The 11640-nt window shown below is 74.0% G+C and carries 10 protein-coding genes; 6 read left to right on the top strand and 4 right to left on the bottom strand.

Annotated features, from left to right (window positions below):
• Nucleotides 1-566: 566 nt before the first annotated feature.
• Together ACIRO3_RS32360 and ACIRO3_RS32355 are read right to left on the bottom strand one after the other, a co-directional pair.
• Nucleotides 567-1241, bottom strand: coding sequence for a pyridoxal 5'-phosphate synthase (locus ACIRO3_RS32360; RefSeq protein WP_404142773.1), 675 nt, complete (start codon nt 1239-1241; stop codon nt 567-569).
• Between the two features lie 787 nt (nt 1242-2028).
• Nucleotides 2029-3243 (bottom strand): thiolase C-terminal domain-containing protein, encoded by a 1215-nt coding sequence (locus ACIRO3_RS32355; protein ID WP_404142771.1) that lies wholly within the window; start codon nt 3241-3243, stop codon nt 2029-2031.
• A 135-nt stretch (nt 3244-3378) separates the two neighbouring features.
• Here ACIRO3_RS32355 and ACIRO3_RS32350 point away from each other — a divergent pair, with 135 nt between their 5' ends.
• The 3 genes from ACIRO3_RS32350 (at nt 3379) to ACIRO3_RS32340 (ending at nt 5398) form a co-directional block, all read left to right on the top strand.
• Nucleotides 3379-3621, top strand: a complete 243-nt coding sequence (locus tag ACIRO3_RS32350) for a hypothetical protein (RefSeq protein ID WP_404142768.1) — start codon at nt 3379-3381, stop codon at nt 3619-3621.
• Nucleotides 3622-3725: 104 nt separating this feature from the next.
• Nucleotides 3726-4922 (top strand): acyl-CoA dehydrogenase family protein, encoded by a 1197-nt coding sequence (locus ACIRO3_RS32345; protein ID WP_404142765.1) that lies wholly within the window; start codon nt 3726-3728, stop codon nt 4920-4922.
• Nucleotides 4922-5398 carry a nitroreductase family deazaflavin-dependent oxidoreductase gene (locus ACIRO3_RS32340; RefSeq protein WP_365998512.1) on the top strand — a complete coding sequence of 159 codons (477 nt, stop codon included), beginning with the start codon at nt 4922-4924 and terminating at the stop codon, nt 5396-5398. Before ACIRO3_RS32345 ends, ACIRO3_RS32340 begins: the two co-directional genes overlap by 1 nt.
• 150 nt (nt 5399-5548) lie before the next feature.
• On the opposite strand, the gene ACIRO3_RS32335 is transcribed toward ACIRO3_RS32340, so the two are convergent.
• Nucleotides 5549-6196, bottom strand: a complete 648-nt coding sequence (locus ACIRO3_RS32335; protein WP_361777155.1) for a TetR family transcriptional regulator — start codon at nt 6194-6196, stop codon at nt 5549-5551.
• A gap of 419 nt (nt 6197-6615) precedes the next feature.
• Here ACIRO3_RS32335 and ACIRO3_RS32330 point away from each other — a divergent pair, with 419 nt between their 5' ends.
• From ACIRO3_RS32330 to ACIRO3_RS32320, 3 genes are all read left to right on the top strand, one after another.
• A complete protein-coding gene (locus tag ACIRO3_RS32330) occupies nt 6616-7428 on the top strand; it encodes a VOC family protein (protein ID WP_361777152.1) in 813 nt (270 codons plus the stop codon).
• A 211-nt stretch (nt 7429-7639) separates the two neighbouring features.
• Nucleotides 7640-10072, top strand: a complete 2433-nt coding sequence (locus ACIRO3_RS32325) for a PQQ-binding-like beta-propeller repeat protein (protein WP_365998511.1) — start codon at nt 7640-7642, stop codon at nt 10070-10072.
• Nucleotides 10073-10128: 56 nt separating this feature from the next.
• Nucleotides 10129-10623 (top strand): peptidylprolyl isomerase, encoded by a 495-nt coding sequence (locus tag ACIRO3_RS32320; protein ID WP_361777146.1) that lies wholly within the window; start codon nt 10129-10131, stop codon nt 10621-10623.
• Between the two features lie 105 nt (nt 10624-10728).
• Here ACIRO3_RS32320 and ACIRO3_RS32315 read toward each other — a convergent pair whose 3' ends face one another.
• Nucleotides 10729-11571 (bottom strand): NAD(P)H-binding protein, encoded by an 843-nt coding sequence (locus tag ACIRO3_RS32315; RefSeq protein ID WP_404142760.1) that lies wholly within the window; start codon nt 11569-11571, stop codon nt 10729-10731.
• Nucleotides 11572-11640 lie beyond the last annotated feature (69 nt).

The following is an 11640-nucleotide window of genomic DNA, read 5'->3' as shown; positions in this document are numbered from 1 at the left end:
GACACCCCACCCCGTCCCCGCCCCCGACCAAACCGTCCACCCCCGGTCGGATCAACCTCCCCGGCAGGACCGAGCCGCTTCGCCTTCCGGTACGGGCCGGCCAATCCCAACCCCGCCGGCGTATGAGGCGCAGGAGTACGGGCCGCTTCTCCGGCACGGTCCGGCAAATCCAGCCCGGCCGGCGCTTGAGGCGCACGGATACGGGGCCACCCTCCCGGTCCAGGCCCGCAATCGAGCCTCGCCGGCGTTTGAGGCGCGCGTACGGGCCCCTTCCGGGTTCGGGGCCGGCCAATCCCAGCTCCGCCGGCGCTTAAGGCGCAGGGTACGGGTCACCCCCCCCGGTTTGGGGCCGCCAATCCAGCCTCGCCGGCGTTTGAGGCGCGGGGTACGGGGCGGAGCCCCGGAAAGCGCGACGGAGTCGGGGCCGCTTCGCGCGACGGCGCGGAGCCGCACATTCGGGCCTCCGTTGGCGCGGAACACCAGTCGGGTACGGACCCGCACATCCAGCCTCGCCGGCGTTTGAGGCGCGGGGCGGGGCCCCGTGAGCAGGGCGCGGGTCCGGCCCGTTACGGCCAGAGGAGGGTTCGGGTCCAGGGGGTGGTGGGGGTGCGGCGGTAGTGGAGGCGGGTGTGGCGGCGGGCCGCGTCGCCCTGGAAGAACTCGGCCTCCGTCGCGTCGAGCACGTACCGCGTCCACGTCGGTGCCACCGCGTCAGGCTCGGCGCCCGCGCGCTCCCATGCCGCCGCCGAGGCTTCGGCGAGGTCCGTGAGGGAGGGCAGGACCTCACTCTGGTGTCCCGTCAGCGCGGCGGCGAGCGCACCGCGGGACCTGACCGCGAGGTCCGCGCGGCTTTCCTCGGGTCCGCATGCCGTGACCCGGCCGCGGAGTCGGATCTGTCGGCCCACGGTGGGCCAGTAGAAGCCGAGTGCGGCTTCCGGTCGCGCCGCGAGCTGGCGGCCCTTCTCGCTGGTGGCGTGCGAGGCGAAGTGCCAGCCGCGTTCGTCGGCGTCGTGCAGCATCAGCGTGCGGACGTCGGGCCGCCCTTCGGCGTCGACCGTGGCCAGGGTCATCGTGTGCGGTTCGAGCTGTCCGGCCTTGGCGGCGTCCACGAGCCACTCCCGGAACAGGGGCAGCGGGTCGGTCGGTGCCGTGTCGGGGTCGAAGGTGGGCAGCCGGGTGTCCCACACGCGCAGGGAGTGGAGGGTGGCGTGGAAGTCGGCGTCGCTCGTCTCACTGGTCATGGCGCCATCGAACACCATCGCACCAAGGGGTGGATTGTCATTGGATGGGTCGACATGAGCGTCAGGCGGGCGCCCGGTGCGGCCCCCGTTGGCCCGGGTGGTCGTGGCGTGCGGGCCGGCGGAGAGGGTAGGCCGAGGGTGGGCCGGCCGGCCGGTTCCCCGTCGGGATGCGGTCGTCGGCTCCGGTGGAGCCGATGCCGAGGGTCTCGCCGACCCGCGGTCGTGGCCCCGACGCCCACCCGCGCGTCGCCAACCCGCGCGTCGCCGCCCGCGACGCCCACCCGCGCGACGCCAACCCGCGCGTCGCCGCCCGCGCGACGCCAACCCGCGCGTCGCCGCCCGCGGCGATCCCGGCCGCCGGGGCGTCCGTTGCGAAGGTGCCGTCCGGGCCTGCGGGCGCGGTCCCGGCGAAGGTTCCGGCTAGGGGCCCGGGCAGGGCGCCGGCGAAGGTCCCGGCGATGGCTCCGGGTACGGCTCCCGAGCAAGGTCCCGAGCAAGGTCCCGGCGCAAGGCCGGGCACGGCTCCCGAGTCGCACGGCGGGCGCGTAGAGGGTTTCGAGCGCGGCTCCCCGCACGGTTTCGGGCACGGCCCCCACGGAGGCGCCGCCGGAGGTGGTGGTGGGTGGGTGATCGTCTCCTGGGTCGGGAACTGTCGCCGCGCCGGGCGGTTCTGCCGCGAGGCCGACGGGGGGCGGCCCCGCGCACGGGCAATGGCCGGGTTCATCCATTGACGGCAGGACGGCAGGACGGCAGGACTGCACGCGGCCGCGCCGGCCGTGCCGAGGTCTCAGCCCCGGCCCAGGATGACCGTCCCCGAGGAGCAGAACCAGCCGCCCGTGCCCGAGGCCAGGGCCACCTCGGGGAGTCGGCCGCCCGCCTTGGTGACCTGGCCGGCGCCGGCCTCGCCGCGGAGTTGGCGTACGGCCTCGACCAGCAGGAAGAGGCCGCGCATGCCGGGGTGGCAGGCCGAGAGGCCGCCGCCGTCGGTGTTGACCGGGAGTTCGCCGTCGCGCAGCAGTCGGCCCTTCTCGACGAACGCCCCGCCCTCGCCCTTCGCGCAGAAGCCGAGGTCCTCCAGCGTCACGAGGGTCATGTACGTGAAGGCGTCGTAGATCTCGGCGAGATCGATGTCCGCGGGGGTCAGCCCGGCGCGCTCGAAGGCCTGGCGGCCGGAGACGGCGGCCGGGGAGACGGTGAAGTCCTCCCATTGCGACATGGTGGTGTGGGAGACGGACGCGCCGGCGCCCAGGATCCAGACCGGGGCCTTCGCGGTGTCCGGTACGAGGTCCTCCGCGACCAGCAGTACCGCGCAGCCGCCGTCGGAGCGGATGCAGCAGTGCAGTTTGGTGAACGGGTCCGCGATCATGTCGGAGGAGAGGACCTCGTCCACGGTCAGCGGGGTGCGGAACATGGCGTCCGGGTTGGTGGCGGCGTTCGCCCGGGCCTGTACGGCCACCGACGCGAGCTGTTCCAGGGTCGTGCCGTACTCGTGCATGTGGCGACGGGCGGCCATCGCGTACTTGGCGACCAGCGTGTGTCCGTACGGGACCTCGAACTGGAGGGGTCCGCGCGCGCCGAAGGAGAGGTTCGCGGTGCGCCGGCGGGCCTTGATGTCGGCGCGGGCGGTGGATCCGTAGACCAGCAGGACGGCCCGGGCGTGGCCGGCGGCGATGGCGTCGGCCGCGTGGGCCGCCATGACCTCCCAGGTGGAGCCGCCGACCGAGGTGGAGTCGACCCAGGTGGGGCGCAGTCCCAGGTACTCGGCCACCTCGATCGGGGCCAGGGTGCCGAGGCCGGCGGAGGCGAAGCCGTCGATGACGCAGCGGTCGAGGCCGGAGTCGACGAGGGCCCGGCGCGCGGCCTGCGCGTGCAGGGCGTAGGGGGTGGGGCCGTCCACCCGGCCGCAGTCCGAGAGGGCGACGCCGGCGACCGCGACCCGGCGGCGCGGTGTGGGGGCGGTGGGGGCGGTGGGGGTTCGGATCGGTCCAGGCAGTCCAGGCATGGGGCGACGGTATAGCTGACGATGCGTCAGGCGCCAGGGTGCGAGCCGTGGTTCGGGTGGTTGTTCTCTTTCGTCGCGACCGTTCGCGCCGGAAGTCCGATGCGGGTGCCGCGCCCCGGTTCCTACGGTGTCCCCATGACCTCCTCGCCCTCCGCCGGCCACCCGCTCAAGGGGATGGTGGCCCTGCTCGGCGGCGCCCTCCTCGTCGGTGGCGTCAGCGCCCTGTTGCACGAGTGGTTCGGCTTCATCCGCTTCCTGGGCTTCCTGCGGTTCCTCGTCCCCACCGGCCACGAGATCCTCGGCAACGCCGTCATGGCCGGCCTCGGCTGCGTGCTCCTCGCGGTCGCCGGGCTCCTCGGCGGGCGGGGCCGCCGCTGACCGCCCCCTTCGCGGGTCGTCGAACCCTCCTCGCCCGCCCCCTGTGCATCTGGCTCCCACCGCCCTAACATGACGGCCCGTCAGATACGGGGAGGAGCCCGACGATGGATGCCGCCTTCACCGCGGAGCAGCACGAGATGCGCCGCACCCTGCGCGAAATCCTGGGCAAACGCTGCGGCCCGGACGAGGTCAGGGCCGCCGTCCGGACCGCCGCCGGACACGACCGCGAACTGTGGCGACAACTGGCCGGCCGACTCGGCCTGCCGGGCATCGCCATCGCCGAGGAGTACGGCGGCGTCGGATGCGCCCCGGCCGATCTCGCGCTCGCCTGCGAGGAGACCGGGCGGGTCCTGCTGCCCTCGCCGCTGCTCGCCACCGCCGTGCTCGCCGCGCCGCTGGTCACCACCCTCGGGACGGAGGCCCAGCGCGCCGCGCTGCTGCCCCCGCTCGCGGCCGGCGGGCTGACCGCCGCGCTCGCCGTACCGGGGCCCGCGCTGGCCACGGCCCTCGCGCTGACCGGGGACAACGCGGCGGGGGAGTGGGCCGGCGGCGGGCGCGCCGGCGGGGTGCAGGCCACGCCGGGGGAGAACGGCTGGCGGCTCTACGGGGAGGTCCCCCAGGTGCTGGACGGCCACAGCGCCGGACTGCTCCTGGTCGCCGCGCACACCGGCGGCTTCGCCCGCAGTCGGACCCTGCTGTTCCTCGTGCGGGAGGACGCGCCCGGACTCGTACGGGCCCGGCAGTCCACCCTGGACGAGACCAGGCCGCAGGGCCGTGTCCAACTGCGGGACGTGGCGGCGGAGTTGCTGGGGGACGGGCTGGGGGACGTGCCGGCGGCCCTCGCCGCCGCGGGGCGCACCGCGGCCGGCGTGCTGGCCGCCGAGGCGGTCGGAGCGGCGGCGCAGGCGCTGGCCCGCACCGTGGACCACGTACGGCAGCGCGAGCAGTTCGGCCGCGCCATCGGGTCCTTCCAGGCGGTCAAACACCGCCTCGCGGACCTGTACGTCCAGGTGCAGGCGGCCCGCTCCGCCGCCTACTACGCCGCCTGGGACCCCGACCAGGGCGCCCTCGCCCTCGCGCAGGCGCTGGAGGCGCTGCGCATCACCTCGGGCGAGGCGATCCAACTGCACGGCGGCATCGGCTTCACCTGGGAACACGACGCGCACCTCTACTTCAAGCGGGCCGCGGCCGACGAGCTGCTCTTCGGGCCGGTGCACCGGCTGCGGGCGCACGCCGCCCGGCGGGCGGGCCTCTTCGGTCCGTCCGTACCGACCACCACAACGGAGAGGGTGGCCGTCTGATGGCTCCCGTCGGCGTCAGGCTGATGCAGAAGGTCTCCTCGACCATGCTGTTCGCCAAGATCGCACCGCACGTCATCCCGGCGCTGGACAAGGCCGTGCACCGGCTGACCCGCGGCAAGGTCATCCTGAGCGCGCGGATGCTGCCCGGCGTGATCCTCACCGCCAAGGGCGCCAAGTCCGGCCTGCCGCGCACCACGCCGCTCGCCTGCATGCCGGAGGACGACGGCGCGAGTTGGCTGCTGATCGGCTCGAACTTCGGCCGCCCCGGACACCCGGCCTGGACCGGGAACCTGCTCAGGCACCCGGACGCGGACGTGAGCTGGCGCGGTCGGGACATCGCCGTGCGGGCCCGGCTGTTGCAGGGCGAGGAACGCGCGGCGGCGTGGCAGGCGGCGCTGAGGTTCTGGCCGCCGTACGCGACGTACCAGGCGCGCATCGAGCGCGAGATCCGGCTGTTCCGCCTGGAGCGTCGCTGATCGCGGCGGAGATCCGGGATCCGGTTGAAGCCCGGCGGAGAGCCGGTGGAGTCCGGCGGGAAGCCGGTGGGTGCCGGCGGGGTGGTGGGGGCTGCGGGAGCGGGCCCGGGCGGCGGACCAGGACCCCTGGCGGGGGCCCGGGGTCCGCCGCTACTTGGTCGGCTTCTTGCCGGTGATGCCGAGGTGGACGAGCAGCGCCAGGTTCGGCTTCAGCTCGGCCTGCTTGACGCCCCAGGTCTGGAAGCCCTTCTGGTGCGAGGCGACGGCGGCCAGCATCGCGACCAGCGATCCGGCCATCGCCGCCGGGCTGAGGTCCTTGTCGACCTTGCCCTTGGCCTGGAGCTCCTTCATCGACTCCGTGAGGGAGTTGGTGACGGAGTTCAGGATCTTCATGCGGATCTTGTAGAACCGCTTGTCGCCCTCGGCCGCGCCGAGGTCGACGACCCGGAGGATCGCGTCGTTGCGCCGCCAGAACTCCAGGAAGCCTTCGACGAGTTCCTCGGCCGCCGCCCAGCCGGCCTTGCCGACCCAGTTGCGACCTTCGACGAGCGCCGTCAACTGCGCGCCCTCCGTGGCCATTTGTTCGGCGATCTCCAGGACGGCGCCCTCGACGTCCGGGAAGTACTGGTAGAAGGTCGCGGGGGAGGTTCCGGCCTTGCGGGCGACGTCGATCACCTTGACGTCGCGGTACGGCGAGGAGCTGAGCATCTCGCCGAGGCAGTCGAGCAGCTTCTGCCGCGTCGCCTGGCCGCGCCGGCCGGCGACACGCCCGTCGACGGTGCGTACTTGTCCTGTCATGCCGTCAGCTTACCGAGGGGTGATCGGCGCGCTATTCGGCCGCCTGCAAATGGGGTTACGGGGCCGCCGGCCTGCACGGGAGCGGCTGCGGGCCGGCTCCTCGACCGGTCTCGCGGGAAGCGGATCCGCCGCCCCGGGGAAAGGTTCGCGCCGGCGGTTTCCGGCCGGCGCGCATCGGCGGCGCCGCTCCCGTGCCCCGCCCGCGCTCGCGAGCCGCCCCCGCCCCCCGCCTCCGCCCGCGCTCGCGAGCCGCCTCGCAGACGAGCGCGATGCGCCCACACCCCCGATCGGGACCCCGCGCGTATCGTGACGTATCCCCCGAATAGTCTTGTCAACAGGCTGTGGACAAGTTTTCGGACACATCATGGCTGGGAGGTACGGAGGGTACACACCCCCGCACAACGGAAGGAACCGGGCTGATGGCCGCATTCGCGGAAGGCTCCCCCTGCTGGGTGGACGCCTCGCTTCCGGACGTCGAGGCGGGCAAGCGCTTCTACGGTGAGCTCTTCGGATGGTCCTTCGGCGACAGCGCGGGCGCCCAGTACGGCCACTACACGCAGGCCTACGCCCGGGGCCACAACGTGGCCGCCCTCGCGCCCAAGCCCGACGGCCGCATGCCCACCGTCTGGGGCGTCTACCTGTACACCTCCGACGCGTACGCCTGCGCCGCCCGCATCCGGGCCGCCGGCGGCCAGATGGTGATGGACCCCCAGCCCGTGGGCCCGTACGGCACGGCCGCCATGGCGGCCGACCCCGGCGGGGCCGTCTTCGGACTGTGGCAGCCCGGCACCCACTACGGCTTCGAATCGCAGCAACAGCCCTACACCTACTGCTGGTCGGAGGTCTACACGCGGGCCCGCGACGCCGTGGACGTCTTCTACGACAAGGTCTTCGGCTACGTCCCCGAGGACCAGGACGACGCCGAGACCGGCATCGAGTACCGCGTCTGGTCCCCGCCCGGCACCCGGCCCGGATCCGACACCGCCGTGCTGGGGCGCAGCCTGATCACCGACGCCTTCCCGGAGATCATGCCCGCGCACTTCCTCGTCTACTTCGCCGTCCCGGACTGCGACCAGACCGTCGCCACCGTGCAGCGACTCGGCGGCCGCGTCACCGCAGATCCCTTCGACACGCCGTACGGGCGGATCGCCGTCGTCGCGGACAATCAGGGGGCCGTCTTCGGCCTGCTCTCCGAGCCCCGTACGAAAGCCGCTCCCGAAACCCACCCCTGACCCGGGGCCGGACCAGGCGCGGGCCTGACAGAATCGAGCATGCGCGACGTCCGGCACCGCCGGGGTGAGACGCTGCACGGGTGCGGTGGGGCGAACCTCCGCACGGGTGAGACCCGCACGGGCGGCCCTGCGCGAAACCGACCGCCGTGCCGGTGCGCGTGCTGGTGGAAGCGGGTCCGGCGTGGGCCCGTACGGGGAGGTGTGGAGGCGAGTGGTGGAGCAGCTGACGCAGCACGACCCGAGACGGATCGGCCCCTTCGAGGTGCTGGGACGGCTCGGCGCCGGCGGCATGGGGCTGGTCTATCTCGCGCGGTCGGCGTCCGGACGTCGGGTCGCGATCAAGACGGTGCGGACCGAACTCGCCGAGGATCAGTTGTTCCGGGTGCGCTTCACCCGCGAGGTGGAGGCGGCGCGCGCCGTCTCCGGCTTCTACACCGCCGCCGTCGTCGACGCCGACCCGCGCGCCGCGGTGCCCTGGCTGGCCACGGCGTACGTCCCGGCGCCCTCGCTGGAGGAGATCGTCAACGAGTGCGGGCCCATGCCCGCGCAGGCCGTGCGGTGGCTCGCGGCCGGCATCGCCGAGGCCCTGCAGTCCATCCACGGCGCCGGACTCGTCCACCGCGACCTGAAGCCGTCCAACGTGCTCGTCGTCGAGGACGGCCCGCGCGTCATCGACTTCGGCATCGCCAGCGGGGTCTCCAACACCCGCCTGACCATGACGAACGTCGCCGTGGGCACCCCCGCCTACATGTCGCCCGAGCAGGCCAAGGACTCGCGCAGCGTCAAGGGCGCCAGCGACGTGTTCTCGCTCGGCTCCACGCTGGTCTTCGCCGCGACCGGCCACCCGCCGTACCACGGCGCGAACCCCGTCGAGACGGTGTTCATGCTGCTGCGCGAGGGTCCCAACCTCGAAGGGCTCCCCGACGAACTGCGGCCCCTCATCGAGTCCTGCATGCAGATGGAGGCTGGCCGGCGCCCCAGCCCCGCCGACCTCCAGGCGCAACTGGCCCCGCACCTCTTCGACGGCGACGACGACAGCGGGACCGCCTCGGCGTGGCTCCCGGGCCGCGCCGTCGCGATGATCGAGGCCCGGCGCGCGGGCCTGCGCACGGCGGCCGTCCCGTCCGGCCGCCCCGGATCCGGTCGTCCCGCGCCGGGCCGGCCCGCCTCCGGGGACGGCGGCCACGGACCGGTCTCCGGCCCCGCCACGCACCGCCGCCAACGCGGGAGCGACCCCTGGGCGGACCCGCGCACCGGCCAGGCCGCCCCGCCGCGCCCGCACCACCCGCCGCAGCCGGGCCTGGTGCCCTCCGGCGATCCCGTCCGGCTCGGCGCCTCGCCCGTGCCGATCGGGCCCGGTCCGCGCGCCACGGCCGCCGCGTCCTCCGCGATGGTGGCCGACAAGGCGACGGGCTGGATCCGGCCGCCCGGCGGCGGCGCCTCGGCGGTGGAGGCCGTACCGGCCGTGACCGGTGCGCCCGCCGTCCCGAGCCCCGGCCCGTCCCCGGACAGCGGCCGCTGGCGCCCGTGGCGCTTCCGCATGTCCAACGAGGTCTGGGGCACCCCGACCGTCGCGGGCGACCTGCTCTACGTCACCTCCTTCGAGGTGCACGCCCTGGACGTCGGCAGCGGTCGCCGGCAGTTCAAGACCCGGGACGTCGCCTGGTCCATGGCCGTCTCCGACGGGCGCATCCACGCCTCCGACGGCCCCTCCCTGTACGCGCTGGACTCCTCCGACGGCTCCGAGCGGTGGCGGCTGGCCACCGACGCCTGGGTGTACGCGCTGCGCGCCGAGCGGGGCACCGTCATCACCGCCACCCGCGGCGGCGGCGTCCAGGGCTGGGAGGCCTCCAACGGTCAGAAGCTCTGGGAGCTCGCCGGCGCCCAGAGCGACTTCGAGACCCCCGAGGCGGCGCCCGTCCTGCACGAGGGCACCGTCTACGTGTGGCAGGACGCCCGGCTGCGGGCCCTGGACGCCCGCAGCGGCCTGGAGGCCTGGTCGTATCCCGTCGGAGACGCGGCCGCGTGCGGCAACGTCCCCGTGCGCGTCACACCGGCCCCCGACGGCAACGTCTACGTCGCCGCCGGCACCCGCGTGCTGTCCGTGGACCGGGCCTCCGGCCGGGTCCGCTGGCACTTCGAGGCCCCGGCGGTGTTCCTGGCGGCCCCTGCCTTCGCGCCGGGCGCGGCCGTGACCGGCGGCGGGGTCTACCTCGTCGACTACCTGGGCACCGTCTACGCCCTCGACGCGGTCACCGGCAAGGACCGCTGGCGCATCGCCACCGAGCCCCGTCCGGCGGCGGACCCGGTGGTCGTGGCCAACGGCAACGTCCACCTGGGCTCGGGCAGCGCCCTGTACACGCTCGACGCGGTCACCGGGACCCCGAAGTGGCGGTTCGCGGCGGGCGGCGAGATCACCGGCCTGCCGGCGGTCGCGGACGGCCGGGTGCACTTCGGCTCGGCGGACCACTGCCTGTACACCCTCGACGCGGCGGGCGGTCAGCTCCGCTGGAAGCTGGCGACCGGCGGCGAGATCACCGGGGCCCCGGTGGCGGAGGCGGGGGTGGTCTACGCGTGCAGCAAGGACCGCTGCGTGTACGCCCTGGACGCGGCGAAGGGGACGGGTACCCGTACCGGCACGTGACGGCGGCGCGGCCCCGCCGATTCGCGTACCGCACCGGGAGTGACAGGATGGACCCCATGAGCAACGTTTACTTCGACATCAACATCAACGGCGAGGCCGCCGGCCGCATCGTCTTCAACCTCTTCGACGAGGTCGTTCCGAAGACGGCGACGAACTTCCGCGAGCTGGCCACCGGTCAGCACGGCTTCGGCTACGCGGGTTCGCCGTTCCACCGCGTCATCCCCCAGTTCATGCTGCAGGGTGGCGACTTCACCAACCAGAACGGCACCGGCGGCAAGAGCATCTACGGCGAGAAGTTCGCCGACGAGAACTTCGACCTGAAGCACGACCGCCCGTTCCTGCTGTCGATGGCGAACGCCGGCCGCAACACCAACGGCTCGCAGTTCTTCATCACCACCGTCGTCACCCCGTGGCTCGACGGCAAGCACGTCGTCTTCGGCGAGGTCGTCGAGGGTTCGGACCTGGTCCAGAAGATCGAGTCCCTCGGTTCCCAGTCCGGCGCCACCCGCGCCAAGATCGAGATCGCGGCCTCGGGCGTCGTCGAGAAGTGATCTGACCCACCCGCCTTCCCGCCGGACGGCCCCGCCCCCTTCGGGGGGATCGGGGCCGCCGCCATGTCCGGGCCCGTTCACCCCCGGCGGTCGGGCGCGCGGCGGTCAGTGGCCGGCGAAGGCGGCGGCGTTCTCGCGGGCCCACCGGGCGAAGGTGCGGGCGGGGGTGCCGAACAGGGTCTCGGTGGTGTCGGCGAGGGCGACCGGGGTCACGGTGGCGGCGGCCCACAGGTCGAGCAGGGAACCGACCACGGGAGCCGGCATGTACCGGCCCATCTCCCGCTCGGCCTCGGCGCGGGTGATCTCCTCCACGGGGACGTCCCGGCCGAGGACGTCGGAGAGGACGGCGAGCTGCTCGCGGAACGTCAGCGACTGGGGGCCGGTCAGGGTGATCGCACGGCTGGCGAGGTCGTCGCCGGTGAGGGCGCGGACCGCGATGTCGGCGATGTCGTCGGGGTGGATGGGGGCGAGGGCGGCGTCGGGGTGGGCGAGCCGGACCGGCTGCCGACGCCCGATGGGGTGCGCCCAACCCAGCGCGTTGCCGGCGAAGGCGTCCGGGCGCAGCAGCGTCACGGTGAACGGGGCGTCGGCCAGGGCGCGTTCGACCCGAAGGCTGTGCGAGGCGAGCGGATCCGTGTCGGCGCCGGGTGCGAGGACCGAGGCGGAGGACAACAGGACGACGTGCTCCACGCCGGCGGACCCGGCGGCCTCGACCAGGTCGTGGATGCCGGCGGGCTCGGGGTAGAGGAACACCCGACGGATCCCGGCGAGTGCGGCGGCGAAGGTCTCGGGGCGGTTCAGGGCCAGCTCGACGGTGTCGACGCCGGCCGGGACGGCCGGTTCGGCGGGTCGGGCACTGGCGGCGCGGACGGCGGTGCCGGCCGCGTGGAGGCGGTCGACGACCGCCCGCCCGATCCTGCCGCGGGCTCCGGTGACGAGGACGGTCATGCGGGGTCTCCTTCACGGTGATGTACATGGTGACGTACATATGCATGCTTGCATGCACACAATTTCAGG

The sequence above is a fragment of the Streptomyces sp. NPDC102278 genome, from assembly GCF_044766345.1.
In the GTDB taxonomy this organism is placed as follows: Bacteria; Actinomycetota; Actinomycetes; order Streptomycetales; family Streptomycetaceae; genus Streptomyces.
The sequence above is the reverse complement of the archived record's forward strand: the minus strand, read 5'-3'. Positions and strand labels throughout refer to the sequence as shown.

Coding starts and splice junctions, on each gene's coding strand:
- ACIRO3_RS32360 (WP_404142773.1), bottom strand. CDS start 1,241: ATGACCAGTGAGACGAGCGACGCCGACTTCCACGCCACCCTCCACTCC.
- ACIRO3_RS32355 (WP_404142771.1), bottom strand. CDS start 3,243: ATGCCTGGACTGCCTGGACCGATCCGAACCCCCACCGCCCCCACCGCC.
- ACIRO3_RS32350 (WP_404142768.1), top strand. CDS start 3,379: ATGACCTCCTCGCCCTCCGCCGGCCACCCGCTCAAGGGGATGGTGGCC.
- ACIRO3_RS32345 (WP_404142765.1), top strand. CDS start 3,726: ATGGATGCCGCCTTCACCGCGGAGCAGCACGAGATGCGCCGCACCCTG.
- ACIRO3_RS32340 (WP_365998512.1), top strand. CDS start 4,922: ATGGCTCCCGTCGGCGTCAGGCTGATGCAGAAGGTCTCCTCGACCATG.
- ACIRO3_RS32335 (WP_361777155.1), bottom strand. CDS start 6,196: ATGACAGGACAAGTACGCACCGTCGACGGGCGTGTCGCCGGCCGGCGC.
- ACIRO3_RS32330 (WP_361777152.1), top strand. CDS start 6,616: ATGGCCGCATTCGCGGAAGGCTCCCCCTGCTGGGTGGACGCCTCGCTT.
- ACIRO3_RS32320 (WP_361777146.1), top strand. CDS start 10,129: ATGAGCAACGTTTACTTCGACATCAACATCAACGGCGAGGCCGCCGGC.
- ACIRO3_RS32315 (WP_404142760.1), bottom strand. CDS start 11,571: ATGACCGTCCTCGTCACCGGAGCCCGCGGCAGGATCGGGCGGGCGGTC.